Genomic DNA, 16,687 nt, shown 5'->3' on the forward strand with positions numbered 1-16,687 from the left:
AATGTCTCTACGTAAACGGATCTTATTACTATCCTCCATCCCCCTAGTATTAAGCTTAGCCCTTATTGGTTATGTCATTACTCAGATGGTACAAGTACAAGAGTCGTCTTCTCAAGAAGTTGAACTTCTTCTCGATGCTGAACATCTGAATGGAAGTGTTGTGACGCTTCAGCAATCATTAAATAACTTCGCTAACAACCCATCGGAATCCAGCAGACAAGAGTCGAGTGACTTACTAGAATCCGTAAATAGCGAGATTGTTGCATTAAAAGAACAGCTAAAGAATGCTGACCAAAAGAAATGGTTCAATCAGCTTGAAACGAAATATGCTTCTTTAAAAAGCAAATCAGAACAGTACCTAGCCTCCAATGATACAAATGAAATCAGCCGACAAGCTTCGAGAGCAGGCGGGATTTTAAATGATGCTTTTATGATTAATTACACAGCCAATCAATGGCACGAAGGTCAAATTCAAAGCCGAAAAAATGAAATTGAACAACTGATCCTTATTACTCTAATTGCAAGCGGAGCATTAATTATCCTGTCCGTATTGTCTTCATGGAGGATGTCTGCTCAAACAGCAAATCCAATACGAGACTTGGCTAAAAAAGCCCAAACGATTGCAAGCGGAGATTTAACTGTGCACGTTGCTGCGACAAAGCGAAAGGATGAGATTGGACAATTAGCCTCTTCTTTTAAAGAAATGGTTGAACACTTAAAGGAAACCATCCAATCTATTGAAACGATGGGAAAAGAAGTTCAAGAGTTTAGTTCGGGGTTAAAGAGCAACATCGATACTCTATCAGAAAGCTCTATACAAGTTGCAACGTCTACAGATGAGCTTGCACAAGGCAGCCAGTCAATTTCAACAGATATCCAAGATGCATCGTCCTTAATGGAGGAAATGCATAACGGATTTCAACATAATGTGGAAGCTAGCCGAAATGCAAGCGCACAAAGTGAAAGCGCGCTCCAAAGCGTTGAAGTCGGGCAACGATCGATTGAGAACCAACAGGACCTACTGAATAAGGGCGTTGTAGCCACAAGGTCGATCGAGCAATCTGTTCAATCCTTTGTCCAATATACAAATGAAATCCATCAGACGTCTCAGCTCGTTAATGATTTATCCGAACAAACCAATCTTCTTGCTCTTAATGCGGCGATTGAAGCTGCTAGAGCCGGTGAACATGGTAAAGGTTTTGCGGTTGTCGCAGAAGAAGTTCGAAAACTCGCCGACCAATCTAGAAACGCCACGGAACAAATCTTCAGCATGGTTGAGCAAATTCAAAAAGGTATTCAAATGATAGAAGAGGATACAAGCCGATCAACATCTATATCGACAAAGCAAGAAGAAACCATGAATGAGTCTAAAACAGCGTTCTCTTCTATTCATGAGCACGTGACGATGATTCACACGGAATTACACCAACTCGTACAGAATATGGACGCCTCCCTTAATCGGAGTGAGCAAGTATCATCGAGCATGCAAAGCGTAAGCGCTATTACAGAAGAAACGGCTGCAGGAACTGAGGAGATCTCTGCTTCCACTGAAGAACAACAACGCACCTTCGACAACGTACAACAACAGTCTGTTCAACTACAAACGATGATTAACCAACTAGAAGAACAACTCAGCCAATTCAAACACTAATATACTTTATCACTTCACAGAAAGAACGCGTGCCAGACACCCTTTATCACACTAAAGGGTGTCTGGCACGTTTTTTGTTTATCTTCTTGTGGGATAAGTAGGTTTCTCAAGGGAGGTGATATCTTCATCAAGGTTCATCATTTTCTCTTCTAGCATTCTCTTTGCGTCTCGCACTCCTTGGTTGTAGAAATGCGGAGCAACCTCTTTCTCAATGAACTGGAAGACTTGATCAGCTGCAATGGTTCCGATCTCCTCTCCTCTTTCCATTTCAAAGTACCCTTGAATTTTAGAGAGTATTTGTTCACGTTCTTCTTTCTTTAACGATGGCTTCAATGGCTTCGCTCCCTTCAAAAATCATTGGCTATCAGCGGAACAGATGATACTGATCCGACTACGCACGTTGTCTTCGTTGGGTTACCAGGCTTATGATGGACAAGCACTTGCTTAAAGCCTGCTTGCTCTAAAAATGAGCGAATCTGGTCTCCTATGATGACCGTTGTCTGGTCATTCGCCCCTTTCTCATGAGGCTGGAGGGCTACAGAAATCCTCCCCTTATCACTCATCTTTTTTCTCAGGGTCGCCAAAGTCCCAACTGGGTCTTCCCAATACGTGATGTTATTAATAGCCAGAACTTTATCTATTGTATCATGTAGTTCGGTCACTTTTTCTGCATACCCTTTCACTAACTGAACTTGACCCCGTTCTACTCCTTTTTGATTACGGCGCTTTGCCTCTTCGACCATTGTTTCAGAAGGATCAAGGCCACTCACACGCACTCCTTCATACGTGTCACACAGCTCTTTCACACAATACCCTGGTCCAAAACCAATCTCTAACACGTGATCCGTCGATTTAATATCCAAGAAAGACATGGCCCATTTATTGATATCAGCATTTTGCTTATACATCATCCAGCCCACTACTTTTCCAACAAATCCTGAGGGTTTTGAAAACTGAGAGAATAGAAATCCCATAGTTGTTCGCTCCTTTTTTATCGATCCTTCCTTTCCATTCCCCCATTTCCATACCTCTTTAACAACTTTTCTCCACATTAGCGGGACAAAATGGCATATTTCAGACCCATCCTTCATGAATTAAGTAGTAGGGTTAATTTCAAGACGGAAGGTGGAATCATTATGTATTATCCATCACCACAACCGCTTTATCGTGACGGGCAACGTAACGCCAACCGCTTCCTGACCGTTACAGGTATTGGTTCAGTGAAAATTGAGCCGAATGTCGCCAATATTAAGTTAGGTGTAGAAACGCAAGATGAAGAGCTAACAACGGCTCAACAAACGAATGCCCAAACACTTGATCAAGTGATTGACTCTCTCATCCAAATTGGCATTCCAAAAGAAAATATTCAAACCGTCGACTACTTCATTTTCCCGCAATATGATTATATTGATGGGAAACAGCAGTTCAGAGGCTATGAAGTCACTCATCTCATTAACGTGACCATTGAGAATCTAGATCAGACAGGTGAAGTCATTGACACGGCTGTTGCTAACGGAGCAAACCGAGTCTCGAACATTTCGTTTACCGTCCAAGATCCTCAGTCCTATTACCAGGAAGCACTAGCCTCCGCATTAAAAAATGCCAACACGAAAGCTCAAACAATCGCGCAGACGATGAACCTTCAAATGGACATGACACCAATCTCTATCGATGAACAGCTCCCACCTTCTCAAGCTACACCACAAACAATGGTGAAATCTCAAGCGCTTGGAGCCACAAGCACCCCAGTAGAGCCAGGGCAATTAGAAATTACAGCGCGAGTTGAAACCAAATACCAATACGTTTCGTAACACACTATAGACACTTAGCAAGATGGTTACCGCTAGCGAGTAAAGGGAACAAAAGAGACGGGTAGACTCTTGCTCAAGTTATGATTATACTAAACACCGCACCTACATCTATTGGAGGGAACATCTTTGAAAAAACATGAACTACTAAGCAAAGTACTCCGAACCTTTGCACTATCTCTACTTGTCGCAACGGTCGGTTTGTATATGGGGCAATGGGTACCACCCGCATTGTTTCTCCCACTCGTAATCTTAGAATTTATTTTACTAATCTCTGTTTTCTTCCTGCGTAAAGCGAAGAAAATTGGATACGGCTTTCTGTTTCTGTTTACATTTATATCAGGATTAACGTTGTATCCAGCCATTTCGTATTACATTAGTTCCATTGGAGCTACTACGGTCCTTATGGTACTAGGAGTTACAACCGTAATCTTCATTGTATTGTCCCTTTATGCATGGAAGACGAAACGAGATTTAAGCTTCCTTGGCGGCATACTCATGAGTGCGTTGCTTGCCCTCATTCTTGTATGGCTAATCCACATCTTCTTTAACTTAGGCAGTGCAGCTATTCTTGTGATTACATTGATTAGTGTTGTAATCTTTTCAGGATTTATCATTTACGACATTAATAAGATCAAGAACGGTCACTATAGCGAAGAAGATGTCCCGCTTCTTGCCTTGAACCTCTATCTAGACTTTATTAACCTATTCTTAGATCTGCTTCGCCTTGTGAAGATTTTAAAAGATGACTAATAAAGTTGGAGGCGATTAAAAAACGAGTATGAACCCTTTGTTGGATTCATACTCGTTTTTGCTTCTATAACTTCAAAGAATCGTAACCCTCTTATAAATTCGCAATCACAACTCCTGCCGCAATTATCATGACGAAGAACGCAATAAAGAAAGCGGCTATTCCTCTCTTTATATTGTTCTTTTGATAATCTTTAAGCTTCTCCTGATCCCATTCATCAATTCGCTTTGCGCGAGCCTTTACTGAGACATGAATAGCGGGTATAAGGATGACAAGAATAGCTGCCATTGTCCATTGAAAAGCCCCATCTGTAAAGAAAGGTTCCTCATCTTGAGCCAGAAGCATCTGCACGCCGATCACAATCACCAACAACCCTTGCGTCAAAAAACTAACTTTCCGTTCTTTATAAAACTGTTTCTCCCCCATCTTATCTTTCTCATATTCCGCCAACCGCTTCATATCCCTTGAAAAGGCAATCTTACCAGTGAAATATCTATATCCTTCAATCATAAATAACAGGATAGCCATAATCCATAAGAGTAAATAAAATACCTTGGGACTAGAAACGAGAAAAAACACAAGCGAAAAGAGAATCATCAAAGGAATGAGGATGATATAATTGTATTGCATTTGTTTTCTTCTTAACTTCTGCAACTCTTCCTTTGTCACCATCAACCGCCCCCTATGCTATGCTCATTATATTTACGGTTAAAGTCGGAAAACGTTTCGTACTTCTATTCGAACATGCGCCCCACCCCGAACAGAGTAGCAAAGAATACAAGAGCTATCGCTAATAATAACGCAGCCAACCGCACCTGACTCTCTCGTAAAGGATCGGGATCTTGATACGTATTAGGATTTTTACGCAGTCGAGCGAACAAACCACTCACAAAGATGGTACCTAATAGAAAGAACTTCTCTGATTCTCCCTCTGGTACTTCCCCCGGCTTTTCGTTTATGATGATAAGCATAAATACAAAAACGACTGGAAATCCTTTCACAACCTTCCACCCAAACCGCTTCATTACGCTTTCTTCTGAAGATGAAAGGGACGCTTCTACTGAAGAATCCGTTACTAACTGAAGAAGAGCCAACAAGAGAATACCTATGTACAACATATAGAACGATAGTGACAGAAACGAAACAGCCGCCATCAATGCCCCAATCCCTATAAAAACAGAGGCATTCACCCACTTATGATGCCTCTCTAAGATTCCAAACACCTCAATGCCCCCTTACAATTGCCCATAAAAAAACACACAAACTCGGAGTTTTTTCCATTTTACTCCACATTTGTGTGTTTGAAAACCAACCATTTCGGTTATTTAAACGTGCTAGCTAAGAAACCTTGCACTTCCTCAGGCGTCTTCGCATCTGCACTATGAAGGTGAGCGACTTTCTGACCGTTCTGGAATACAAGAATACTAGGAATCCCCATAACTTCATACTCCTGGGCAACATCAGGTAACTCATCACTGTTTATCTCGAACCATTTATAAGCATTGTACTCTTCCACAATATCACCAATAAACATATCCATACGCTTACAATCCGGGCACCAATTCGCAGAAAACTTAATAATAACCGGCTCTTCCCCATTTATAAGCTCTTGAAATGTCTTCATCTCACGAATAAACTCCACTAAAACAACCTCCTTGAAATACTCTCACCCTATTTAAACATATCCCAACCAGAATCGAAACACATGAGCACATCATGTAAGTTGGATTACAGTTCATACTATTATAATAAATGTATAATGGAATAAAGAAAAGCACAGGCGACTGTTCAGCCCCGTACGCATAAGCAAGCTATCGTAAGTCTGCATAGCAGACTGGAGGTAGATTGCTTATGACGCTAGGGGCTAGGAGCCGGAGCTAGACATAAAGAAAAGCACAGGCGGGGTGCCCAGGGCCGTACGGATAAGACAGCTTTTCGGAAAAGGCGATTAGCCTTTGGAGAAAAGATGACTTATCTCGCTAGGCCCTCCCCGCCGGAGCTAGACATTAAGAAAAGCACAGGGGGCTCGCCCAGGGGCGCACGGATAAGCAAAATGCCGGAAGTGGCGTTAGCCACTGCAGGTAGTTTGCTTATCTCGCTAGCCCCTAGCCCCCGGAGCTAGACACAAGAAAAGCACAACCACCGAATGTGGAAATCCAGCTAAGATTACCAATTTCTAACCTCAAACCACACAATTATGGCAAAGCTCAACCATAGACAAAAAATATTATCTAAGAAACAAGGGGGATTATACTTGAAAAAATTTATAAGCTTTTTTCTATTAACACTTCTTCTATCAGCTTGCAGCAATGCAGACGGAGAGAGTAATAGCAACACCCAACCCTTACAAGACACCTCTTGGGAAGAGATCGAGGCTCAAGCTTCAGAAACCACTGTACGCATTCATATGTGGGGAGGCGACGAAGGTATTAACGAATATATAGACGAATGGGTGGCCCCTCGCCTACAAGACCAATACAACATCAACTTAGAACGTACTCCGATGGACACAGGCAACATCCTGCAGAAACTTTACTCTGAGAAGCAGGCAAATAAACAAGATGGGACGATTGATGTTATTTGGGTAAACGGAGAGAATTTTAAAAATGCCAAAGAAAACGAATTGCTTTATGGGCCTTTCCGTAAACAATTGCCTAACTTTACAGACTACTATGAACAAGAAAACCTTGCCTTTGATTACGACTTCGGGACACCAACTGAAGGGTATGAAGCCCCTTGGGGGAAAGTTCAGTTCGTTTTCTTATATGATCAAGAAAAGATCGAGCAACCACCTAAAAACTTCGAGGAGCTTAAGACCTGGATCAGCGAGAACCCTGGTGAATTTACCTACCCCAACCCTGATGACTTCTCTGGCAATGCTTTCTTAAGACACCTTCTCTACAAAGGGGCAGAAGATACCGATACACTCATTGAAGAACCTTTTTCTAAGGAATTAGCAAGTGAAGCGGGCTCCTACATGTGGTCTTACTTAAACGATATTCAACCTGACTTATGGAGAGATGGTAAGCACTACCCTGCTTCTTTGGCTGAGTTAGACCGACTCTACAGTAAGGGAGAAGTGTCGATGACGATGGGTTATAATGAAGCGCGCGCTGAACACATGGTTGAGGACGGGGTTTTCCCTGAGTCTACCCGTAGTTTCGTGTTAGAGTCAGGATCAATTGGAAACACTCACTTTCTAGCAATCCCATACAATAGCCCAAATAAAGCGGGCGCCATGACAGCAATCAACTTCTTGTTATCTCCAGAAGCTCAAGTTGCAAAACTGCAGCCTTCCTATTGGGGGGATAACACACCGATCAGCTTAGATAAACTATCAGAAGAAGACCGCCAAGCTTTTGAGTCACTTGACCGCGGAGACAGCGTTCTATCAAACGATGTATTAAATAAGAGCTTCCTTCCAGAGGCCGATGCTCAATATGTAGAGTGGATAAAGGAGAATTGGAAAGATGAAGTTATCAGAGACAAATAAGGCTTGGATTCTCTTAACCCCGGCCTTACTTTTTCTGAGTTTACCAGCCTATGGTTTATTTTCAGCCATATGGACCAGCTTACATGAAAATGGTTCATTCACAACCAAACATTACAGAACACTTTTCCAACAAGAGACGTTTTGGGAGTCTATTGGATATAGCGTTCGCATTACCTTACTCTCAACGGTACTCTCTTTAGTACTTGGACTACTTATTACGAGAGCCTTCAGTCCATTCATTCAGAGCACAAAAGGAAAGCTTAGCATTTGGCTTCCTATGTTGTTTCCTCATTTTGTATGGGGCTATATCGTGCTTCTCCTTTTTGAGCAAAGCGGCCTCATCTCCCATTTACTTGTTGAAATGGGGTTGATCAGTAGCACATCATCTTTTCCTATTATAACCAATGACCAAAATGGAATCGGGATCATTCTTACCTATGTAGGAAAGGAGACACCTTTTGTCGTCTTAATGCTGCTGCCAATCTATGCGAAGCAACAAGATGGATACAAAGACCTTGTGCAGACTCTAGGCGGAGGGAAGTGGGCCGCATTCAAAGATGCAGAATGGCCATGGGTATCACCGGTACTGCTTGAAGCAGGCATTATCTTATTCGCCTTTATATTAAGTGCTTACGAGGTTCCGTTTCTACTCGGAGCTACGTTCCCAGAGATGATCTCCGTTTTAACCTACGATTGGTTTTATTCAGGGGATTGGAATGAACGACCTCTAGCTTTTGCTGCAATGATTATAACGAGCGTTTTAATCGGAATCATGAGCTTTATCGCCTTTTCGGCTATGAATCGTAAACGGATGCTTCTTACGAAAGGACAGGGTTAGTATGGATCGCCTTAGCAAACAGAAAAAAATACAGTTTTGGGCGCTCACATTGCTCTTCTTCATCCTTCCTGTCGTATTTTTATTCTTAAAAAGCGTCGTATTGAACTTTGGTTTTGGCCGTAGTTCTGGCATTGATTTTACTTTAAGAGGATGGGAAACACTCTTTTCTGAGAGTCAGTTAATCCAGGCAACCCTTGTTTCCTTAGGGATCGGGGCTCTTGTCGTTTTTCTGAACTTGAGCGTTGGCCTCTTAGCCGGGAAAGCACTCGCTTTCTATTCTTTTAAAGGGAAGGCGCTGATTGAAGCGCTCTTTCTTCTTCCTTTAATCGTTCCTTTATTGGCTATCGCAATGGGTATTCACGTCGCCATGATTCGTATTGGACTCTCAGATACTTGGATAGGAGTTGTACTTATTCACCTTGTGCCTACTGTTCCATACAGCATCAAAATGTTGCAAAGTGGCTACGCTTCGATCGGAACCGGACTTCTGCAACAGGCTAAGGTACTCGGCACAAATAGATGGCACCGCTTCTTTAGCGTTGAATTGCCTCTCCTTATGCCATCGATTAGAAGCACGGTTTTTCTCATCTTTGTGATTAGCCTTAGTCAATATGTCATCACAGCTATTATTGGCGGCGGGAATGTCGTCACGCTCGCCATGATTTACTTTCCTTTCTTAGATTCAGCAGAAAGTACGGTACTTGCAGCGTTCTCAGCCTGGTTCGCTTTGCTTCCAATCTTATTCTATCTTTCAGTGGAGCTTCTGTTATCGCTCCTTCCGTATCAAAACCCTTGGAGGACTCGTTTATGACACCATCGTTTATTACAGTAGAGCATACATCTAAATCATTTAATAAAGAAGCGATCTTCTCGAATCTCTCGTTCACATTAAATAAAGGGGACATCTTAAGTATCGTAGGACCTTCTGGAAGCGGGAAGACCACACTTCTAAGGTGTTTAGCGGGCCTTGAGAGCTTCTCGACGGGTAAGTTTCTCATCAATGGCAAAAACGTAACAGCCTTAGAAGCAAATAAACGCCCGGTAAGCTTAGTATTCCAACACCCGTTATTGTTTCCGCACATGACCATTCAAGAGAACGTAGCTTACGGTTTAGCCTTTCAAAGGAGAAAGAAGAAGGAAAGGCTACGCCATGCACAAGAGTTAATCAACCAAGTTGGACTTACTGGATATGAAAAGAGTTTCCCCTATGAGTTATCGGGTGGCCAGCAACAGCGCGTATCCTTGGCTCGATCTTTAGCCATCTCACCCAATCTACTTTTACTCGACGAGCCTTTTAGCAGCTTAGATGTTCGTCTTAGAAATGAGATGCGAACATGGGTAAGACAACTGCTGAAAGACCAGGAGATTACAGCAATCTTTGTGACCCACGATAAAGAAGAAGCGATGCAAATGGGAGATTATGTAGGCGTCTTTGAAAATGGCCAGTTCCAGCAAATTGGTGAGCCAGAACACGTCTATCACTCCCCCGCTAACGCCTTTGTCGCTGATTTTTTTGGAGACCATTTACTAGTTGACCAGGAAACATTCATCCCTGTTCAGTCACTTTTCTTATCAAGATCGAAGCCAAAACAAGTTGGATCAGTATGGGAAGGCATCATGAAGAACAAGTTACACGTTCACGGCCACAGCCTTTATCAAGTTTTTATAGAAGACTTAAATCAACACGTTACCGTTTCAAGCTCAATCAATCTCACTATCGACGAACCGATCTACGTATCAGCACACCCTGATTCCGTTCAAACGTTTACAAATCAGCAGCAAAGGAATGGGTAATATGACACAACTAAAAAAATGGATGAAACCAGCAATTGTACTCATCCTATTTGGTATAGCCGCTTATATTGTTCGGTTTGAGTTCAATTTAGGGAAAGATGAAATAAGTGCGTATGTAAAATCTTTTGGATGGTGGTCGCCTTTTATATTCTTCCTCATTTATGCCCTCGGCCCTATCGTCTTCTTCCCTACATCGATCCTATCGTTAGTGGCAGGGTTCGTGTATGGAGTGTGGCCTGGCTTTCTCTATATATTATTAGGAGCAACCGGGGCTGCAGCGACCGGATACGTTATGGGGCGTTTCTTTGGGGATTCACTCGTCAAAGTACAAAACTTCTCATGGTCTGAACAGTTATTCGCAAAGATCGATCAAAATGGATTTCTATACGTTCTCATACTTCGCCTTACTCCGATCGTTGGATTTGATCTCTTAAGTTATGTCTCAGGAATTACCCGGGTTAAATTCCGATCCTTCATTCTGGCATCCATGATCGGAATGTTTCCAGGGACGCTTCTTTACAGCTATTTAGGAGCAAGTCTTGGTACCGGAAATATAAAACAAATTATGTTAGCTGTCTCTCTTCTTCTTGCGCTAATGGCCATCACCTTTTTGTTTCGGAAACGAATTAAAAGGTGGCTTGGCTTTACAGGATAGAGAGCGCAGGAGGTGTAACCATTGCTTGACACACATGCTAGAAAATACGTTCAACCTTCGATTGAGCACACATCGAAGTGGTTAACTAAATTAGGTTTAACGGCCAATCAAGTCACGACAATCGCGTTTATCATTGGTATTGCTTCAGGCGGAATCTATGCCCTTGGTTTCCCAATTCTTGCTGTTATGGCACTATGGCTTTCTGGCTTTTTAGATGCCGTTGACGGTACGATGGCGAGAATGACAAAGCCTTCTTCATTCGGAACAGTAATGGATATTACATTTGACCGAATTGTTGAAATCAGCATTATTTTAGGTGTAGCCTACCTTCACCCTGAAGTCATGTGGCCCCTACTTCTCTTAAGTGTCTCGATTATCTTTTCCATGACGATCTTTCTCACAGTCGGCGCTGTGTCTGAGAAACAAGGAATTAAATCTTTTTACTATCAAGCGGGAGTGGCAGAGCGTACAGAAGGTTTTATTTTCTTCAGCGTGATGATGCTGTTCCCTTCAATCCTGATGTGGACAACACTCGCTTTCTTCGCTATTGAAGTCTTCACAGCTATGCAACGCTTTTTAGAAGCCAAACGAATCTTGTCATAGAAAGGGGAAATGTACAATGAAACAGTACGACTTAATTATAATAGGTGGAGGCGCTGGCGGTCTTACCGTCGCGTCAGGAGCAGCTTCTTTAGGAGCAGAAGTAGCATTAATTGAAAAACGAGAAGACTTAGGAGGCGACTGCCTTCACTTCGGATGCGTTCCTTCTAAATCTCTCATTGAAGCCGCAAATGAAATTCATCACGCACGAAGTGTATCCAAGTACGGCGTACACGCCTCAGGCGAAGTAGATTTAAAGGCAATCAATCAACGAGTTAAGGAATCCATTTCTCATATACAAGAACACGATAGCATCGAACGCTTTGAAGAATTAGGAATTGATGTCTATATTGGAGGAGCATCGTTTCGAGATGACCATGAAGTGGAGATCGAGAACCACGAGGAGCCTCTCTTTGGAAAACGCATCGTCATTGCAACAGGCTCTAGACCGAACGTCCCTCCAATCGAAGGGTTGAAAGAAACAGGTTACCTTACAAATGAAACCGTCTTTGACCTTGAACAACTGCCGAAGAAAATGGTCTTTATTGGCGGAGGTCCGATTGGTCTTGAGATTGCACAAGCTTACGCCCGCTTAGGTTCTGAAGTCACAGTCCTTGAAGCAGGTCCAGGTGTTCTTGGCAAGGAGGACCAAGACATTCAACAGAAAGCTCAAGAAATCCTGGAGCGAGAACTTACAATTATCACCGATGCGAACGTAGAGAAAACATCTCGTTCGGGGGAGCAGAATTACGTTCACTATTCGGTTAACAACGAAGAACATAAGATTGAAGCGAACCAAATTTTCCTTGCGACAGGACGTAAACCAAATACAGATTCTCTTCAACTGGACCAGGCTGGAGTGGAAATGAATGAGCGTGGGTTTGTGATTGTCGATGAAACCCTTCGCACAAATGTTGGTCACATCTTTGCTATTGGAGATGTGAACGGCACACCTCCATTCACTCATGTAGCTGGCTACGAAGGGAAAACAGTGGTACAAAATGCTGTATTTGGCCTAAGTCGGAAAGCGTCTTATGATTTAATCCCTTGGAACACATACATTACACCAGAAGTGTTCCACCTTGGCTTAACCCAGAAAGAAGCACAAGAAAAACATGACGGGGTTCTTCTTTATCATACCGATTTAGCTGACGTGGACCGCTTCGTTGCCGATCATAAAACAGAAGGGTTTATTAAGATTATTACTGATACAAAAGGTCATATTCTAGGAGCTCATGCGATTGGCAAAGGTGCTGGTGACTGGATGCAAGTTGCTATTCTGGCTGTTGAAAAAGGGATGAAAATCGGAGAACTGTCGAGTATGATTTACCCTTATCCAAACCACACTGCAGCCATAGAACGAGCCAGCAACGAATACTGGAGAAGCAAGTTGTTTAGTGGCGTAGTCCCATCCATCACCGAGAAGTATATTAAGTGGTTCAGATAAATAACAAGAGCTGCCGATGGTTACACATCGAGCAGCTCTTTTGATGTTTTCTATATCGTTTAAACCATTTGTAAAAGGGAATTTACCGAAGAGAGTGTAATGTTCTTACACCTTGTTACTCGTATTACCTTGCGAAACGATTATAAAAAAGGAGGAAATGATTCATGGCAGAACAAAAGTTTCATGTAACCACAAACTCCAAAGGTATGAAAACTGAAATTAAAGCAGATGAGCACACTTTTGTTATAGACGAGCCCGCAAAAATGGGAGGCACAAATGAAGGAGCTGATCCTCTTTCTACCCTTCTTGGCTCCTTAGCTGGTTGCGAAACCGTTGTGGCAAACATGGTCGCGAAAGAAATCGACTTCGATTTAGAAAGCATTGAATTTAATATTGATGGCTCTCTTGATCCCCGCGGATTAATGGGAGATGAGAACGTTAGACCTTATTTCCAAACGGTCACCGTTCATGCATTGGTGCACACCAGCGAAACTCAAGAACGAATCAATGAACTTCAACGCATTACAGACAAACGCTGCCCGGTTTACACGACTCTAAAAGCCGCTGGCGTTGAACTAACACCTAAATGGGAAAAAGCCTAAAATAACTCAGGAAGCCGCCTTTTTAAGGCGGCTTTTTTTGTATATATCATCACCCCTCCGCCCTTTATAGGCAAACGTCCATTTTTAATGAAATCGCGGAAGAACCCAACCAATTTCGGGTCATCTGCATATTGTAGTAAAGAAGTCAGATCTTGAAGGAGGGATTCAAATGAGTGAAGGATACGGCACAGGATTCGCGCTCGTGGTGGTTCTTTTCATCCTACTAATCATCGTAGGAGCATCGCAATTTGGAGGACACGGTGGCTACGGTTACTAAGTTTAATGAAAAATGAATGAATCTCTTAAGATCAAAAAGGAGGAAGATGTTATGTACGGTTATGGTGGATACGGTTGTTGTTACGGAGGCGGCTACGGCGGTGGCTACGGAGGAACATTCACACTTATCGTTGTACTATTCATCCTACTAATCATCGTAGGCGCAACAGCATTTAGGTACTAAGAAAAGCGCAGGCGACTGTTCAGCCCCGTACGCATAAGCAAGCTGGCGGAAGTTCGCGTAGCGAAATGTAGTCAGATTGCTTATGACGCTAGGGGCTAGGAGCCGGAGCTAGATCTCAAGAAAAGCGCAGGGGGCTAGGTCAAAGGCGTACGGATAAGCAAGCTACTGTAAGTCTGCGCAGCAGACTGGAGGTAGATTGCTTATCGCGCTAGCCTTTAGCCCCCGGAGCTAGATCTCAAGAAAAGCGCAGGGGGCTTGCCCTGTGAAAAGAGGAAGTTCGACTAAGACCGCCACGTCAATAGCGAACGTCGAACGACCCCACCTCGTGTGGGGACCAATAAAAAGCACACAACTATCATAAAAAAAGAGGTCATCCCAAAAGGGTGACCTCTTTTTCATGCAAAACCCCACGAATCCTAATACTCAACTTTCCCTAATAAATAAGCAACCAACAAGCCGCCAATAAACGTAATCAAGCAAAGAATAAGGTCACCCGGCATACCCGGAAAAACAACAAAAACAGACCCAATGACAAGACCGATTACGGTTGCGTACGTATGAGATGGGAAACGTTTAAATAAATAGCGTATCGCCTTACTACTTATTAGAAGACCAACAGCGACACCAGCTCCAATGAGAGCGATGCGTCCGATCTGAAGCTGAGATACAGCTTGTATGGCCGTTTCATAAACTCCCACTAAAAGTAAAAGGAAAGATCCACTGATTCCTGGCAAGATCATTGCCATACTTGCCATCCACCCCGAGAAGAATAACGCGAGCATTTGTCCAGTAGACAAGCTCCCTTCCCACGCTTCTGGCTCTCCTGTCTCAAGGAAGGCCATAGACGCGACGAGCGCTGCAAAAACAAGCAGGAACACCATGTGACTCCCTTTAAAGTTTTCTTTATAATTAGCTTGATGTAATAGGAAAGGAATAACTCCGATAATCAGCCCAAGAAAGAAGTAAAGCGTCGCTTGTTCGTGGTGTTCAAACAAGTACTCAATCAATTTACTCAACGATACAATCGAGATTCCTACACCAATCCCCAATGGAATGAGGAAGCCTATATACTTCTTCCACTCTCGACTAAAAACACCCGATATTGCCTCAATCAAGCGATCATAAATCCCCAACAGGACAGCAATCGTTCCCCCACTTACACCTGGGACCACGTCGCTTGCTCCCATCAACATTCCTCTATAAATGTTTCTCCACTCCATAAATCTCTATCTCCTTTAAATCACAGGTTCCTTTTGACAATGCTTGGCCAGTTCAGAAGCAATGTCTCGTATTACGTTAAGGTCTACTTCATGATACCCTTCATCTTTAATTCCATCAATTATATATACAGAAAATTTCCAAATATCCTCAATGATCTCCCCTTCATTTACAAGAGCTGTTTTATATAAGGCTTCTAACACTCCGTTCATGACAGAAACATCATTTTTCCCATATAAACGGATTTGGTAAAAGCTCTTATAAAGATATTCACTATAGGGCTTTGGCTTGAGTACAATTCTTAAACTTTCCTCATTATCTGTATAATAACGAAATGGTTTGTATTTATGTCCTAATTCAGCTAATAACGACCCGATTCGGTTAATGCAATTAATAGCCGTGTGAGGGTCATTTATGCCAGGGGATATAGCTCTAAGAGCAATCTCCACTAATTTTTGTATCGAAAACTCAATATCCTGCAGACTCGTTCGTTCCTTCCCTACAATCATACAATTCAAACCAGCACTTTCATTTATGTCCGCTTCTCCTTCGTTTGTCCGATAAGAAAATAAAGGGATTCCCTTCTCTACGTAATCGCCAACCTGTACATGCATCCACGCCGTTATGTTGTTTTGCTTTGCCCATTGTATAAATGCTTTAAATTCAATATGCTGCAAATAACCAGAACGCTCGACATATACCACTCGGTTCAGGTTAGATTGAACTTCTTCCACCTCTTTTTGGTCCCACTCTTGAAAAACATCATACTGTTTCTCAGAGAAGGTCCTCCCAATTACATCATATGTTTCATGTTGGATTTTACCTATTAAATTATTCACCTGCACCCAGCGAGTCGAGTGATGAATAAATACAACAAAGAACCCAAGTGTCGTAATGGCCACTAGAACTGTAAGGAACGGACTAGCAAGCAGACGTTCTTTGTCTTTTGTAAGAAGGAGTAAGTTACACAGTGTATAAATAAAGCCAAAGACATAAACACCTAATACGTGCTGTGTGGTCCTGTCACTCATAAAATCCTGCAGAGTCCTTGGAGAGAACTGCTGTGAGTATGTTGTTAAAACAACCATGATGGAAGAGAAACTAATGGTCGTCATCGTTAAGATTGATGTAATGAGAGCTGTGTATAGCGACATGGCTATACTTCTATTAGTCAGAAATATAGATGGAATAACTTTTGCAAAATCTTCTACGAAAAATAGGTCAGCTATTGTTGTTACCCCAACCGCTATGATTGAAAGAATGCTGTACACACTTGGGAGAAACCAATAACTATTACGTATACTTAGCCACCACGCTGTGTTTCTCATATGTAAACCCCTTTCTATTCCCAATAATATATTGTACTGGAT

General features: G+C 42.5%; 20 protein-coding genes. 13 read left to right on the forward strand and 7 right to left on the reverse strand.

Annotation, left to right across the window (positions count from 1 at the left end):
- Position 1 precedes the first annotated feature (1 nt).
- Positions 2-1,651, forward strand: a complete 1,650-nt coding sequence (locus tag N780_RS16550) for a methyl-accepting chemotaxis protein (protein ID WP_036786669.1) — start codon at positions 2-4, stop codon at positions 1,649-1,651.
- A 78-nt stretch (positions 1,652-1,729) separates the two neighbouring features.
- On the opposite strand, the gene N780_RS16555 is transcribed toward N780_RS16550, so the two are convergent.
- Both N780_RS16555 and N780_RS16560 read right to left on the reverse strand, forming a co-directional pair.
- On the reverse strand, positions 1,730-1,984 hold the full coding sequence (locus N780_RS16555; RefSeq protein ID WP_036786671.1) for a DUF2164 domain-containing protein: 255 nt from the start codon (positions 1,982-1,984) through the stop codon (positions 1,730-1,732).
- A gap of 14 nt (positions 1,985-1,998) precedes the next feature.
- Complete coding sequence (locus N780_RS16560; protein ID WP_198135877.1) at positions 1,999-2,625, reverse strand: class I SAM-dependent methyltransferase; 627 nt, start codon at positions 2,623-2,625, stop codon at positions 1,999-2,001.
- A gap of 162 nt (positions 2,626-2,787) precedes the next feature.
- On the opposite strand from N780_RS16560, the gene N780_RS16565 reads away from it, so the two are divergent.
- Complete coding sequence (locus tag N780_RS16565) at positions 2,788-3,462, forward strand: SIMPL domain-containing protein (RefSeq protein ID WP_036786673.1); 675 nt, start codon at positions 2,788-2,790, stop codon at positions 3,460-3,462.
- Between the two features lie 126 nt (positions 3,463-3,588).
- Positions 3,589-4,212: a Bax inhibitor-1/YccA family protein gene (locus tag N780_RS16570; RefSeq protein ID WP_036786675.1), complete on the forward strand. Its 624-nt coding sequence runs from the start codon at positions 3,589-3,591 to the stop codon at positions 4,210-4,212.
- Between the two features lie 91 nt (positions 4,213-4,303).
- On the opposite strand, the gene N780_RS16575 is transcribed toward N780_RS16570, so the two are convergent.
- The 3 genes from N780_RS16575 to N780_RS16585 all read right to left on the reverse strand — a co-directional run bounded on the left by N780_RS16575 (position 4,304) and on the right by N780_RS16585 (position 5,834).
- Entirely contained in the window at positions 4,304-4,882 is a 579-nt protein-coding gene (locus N780_RS16575) for a hypothetical protein (protein ID WP_036786677.1), read from the reverse strand.
- Between the two features lie 62 nt (positions 4,883-4,944).
- The gene (locus N780_RS16580; protein WP_036786679.1) at positions 4,945-5,433 is read right to left on the reverse strand and encodes a hypothetical protein; all 489 of its coding nucleotides are present in this window, start codon (positions 5,431-5,433) and stop codon (positions 4,945-4,947) included.
- 98 nt (positions 5,434-5,531) lie between these two features.
- Positions 5,532-5,834, reverse strand: a complete 303-nt coding sequence (locus tag N780_RS16585; protein WP_156969221.1) for a thioredoxin family protein — start codon at positions 5,832-5,834, stop codon at positions 5,532-5,534.
- Between the two features lie 630 nt (positions 5,835-6,464).
- Between N780_RS16585 and N780_RS16590 the strand changes: the two genes are divergently transcribed.
- From N780_RS16590 to N780_RS19600, 10 genes are all read left to right on the forward strand, one after another.
- Positions 6,465-7,703, forward strand: coding sequence for an ABC transporter substrate-binding protein (locus tag N780_RS16590; RefSeq protein WP_036786683.1), 1,239 nt, complete (start codon positions 6,465-6,467; stop codon positions 7,701-7,703).
- Positions 7,681-8,541 carry an ABC transporter permease gene (locus N780_RS16595; RefSeq protein WP_036786685.1) on the forward strand — a complete coding sequence of 287 codons (861 nt, stop codon included), beginning with the start codon at positions 7,681-7,683 and terminating at the stop codon, positions 8,539-8,541. The genes N780_RS16590 and N780_RS16595 overlap by 23 nt, the downstream gene beginning before the upstream one ends.
- Before the next feature lies 1 nt (position 8,542).
- Positions 8,543-9,352: an ABC transporter permease gene (locus N780_RS16600; RefSeq protein WP_036786688.1), complete on the forward strand. Its 810-nt coding sequence runs from the start codon at positions 8,543-8,545 to the stop codon at positions 9,350-9,352.
- Complete coding sequence (locus N780_RS16605; RefSeq protein ID WP_036786690.1) at positions 9,349-10,335, forward strand: ABC transporter ATP-binding protein; 987 nt, start codon at positions 9,349-9,351, stop codon at positions 10,333-10,335. The genes N780_RS16600 and N780_RS16605 overlap by 4 nt, the downstream gene beginning before the upstream one ends.
- 1 nt (position 10,336) lies before the next feature.
- Positions 10,337-10,990 carry a TVP38/TMEM64 family protein gene (locus N780_RS16610; protein WP_036786692.1) on the forward strand — a complete coding sequence of 218 codons (654 nt, stop codon included), beginning with the start codon at positions 10,337-10,339 and terminating at the stop codon, positions 10,988-10,990.
- 21 nt (positions 10,991-11,011) lie between these two features.
- A complete protein-coding gene (locus N780_RS16615; RefSeq protein ID WP_036786694.1) occupies positions 11,012-11,593 on the forward strand; it encodes a CDP-alcohol phosphatidyltransferase family protein in 582 nt (193 codons plus the stop codon).
- Positions 11,594-11,609: 16 nt separating this feature from the next.
- Positions 11,610-13,037 carry a dihydrolipoyl dehydrogenase family protein gene (locus tag N780_RS16620; RefSeq protein WP_036786695.1) on the forward strand — a complete coding sequence of 476 codons (1,428 nt, stop codon included), beginning with the start codon at positions 11,610-11,612 and terminating at the stop codon, positions 13,035-13,037.
- A gap of 164 nt (positions 13,038-13,201) precedes the next feature.
- The gene (locus N780_RS16625) at positions 13,202-13,639 is read left to right on the forward strand and encodes an OsmC family protein (RefSeq protein ID WP_036786697.1); all 438 of its coding nucleotides are present in this window, start codon (positions 13,202-13,204) and stop codon (positions 13,637-13,639) included.
- A 169-nt stretch (positions 13,640-13,808) separates the two neighbouring features.
- Positions 13,809-13,916 (forward strand): YjcZ family sporulation protein, encoded by a 108-nt coding sequence (locus N780_RS19595; protein WP_084599696.1) that lies wholly within the window; start codon positions 13,809-13,811, stop codon positions 13,914-13,916.
- 51 nt (positions 13,917-13,967) lie between these two features.
- Positions 13,968-14,099: a YjcZ family sporulation protein gene (locus N780_RS19600; RefSeq protein ID WP_084599704.1), complete on the forward strand. Its 132-nt coding sequence runs from the start codon at positions 13,968-13,970 to the stop codon at positions 14,097-14,099.
- Positions 14,100-14,515: 416 nt separating this feature from the next.
- Here N780_RS19600 and N780_RS16630 read toward each other — a convergent pair whose 3' ends face one another.
- Both N780_RS16630 and N780_RS16635 read right to left on the reverse strand, forming a co-directional pair.
- The gene (locus N780_RS16630) at positions 14,516-15,319 is read right to left on the reverse strand and encodes a DUF368 domain-containing protein (protein WP_036786699.1); all 804 of its coding nucleotides are present in this window, start codon (positions 15,317-15,319) and stop codon (positions 14,516-14,518) included.
- Positions 15,320-15,334: 15 nt separating this feature from the next.
- The gene (locus N780_RS16635) at positions 15,335-16,645 is read right to left on the reverse strand and encodes a DUF2254 domain-containing protein (protein WP_036786701.1); all 1,311 of its coding nucleotides are present in this window, start codon (positions 16,643-16,645) and stop codon (positions 15,335-15,337) included.
- Between the last annotated feature and the right edge of the window lie 42 nt (positions 16,646-16,687).

This window comes from Pontibacillus chungwhensis BH030062, assembly GCF_000770675.1.
GTDB classification, from domain to species: Bacteria; Bacillota; Bacilli; order Bacillales; family BH030062; genus Pontibacillus; species Pontibacillus chungwhensis.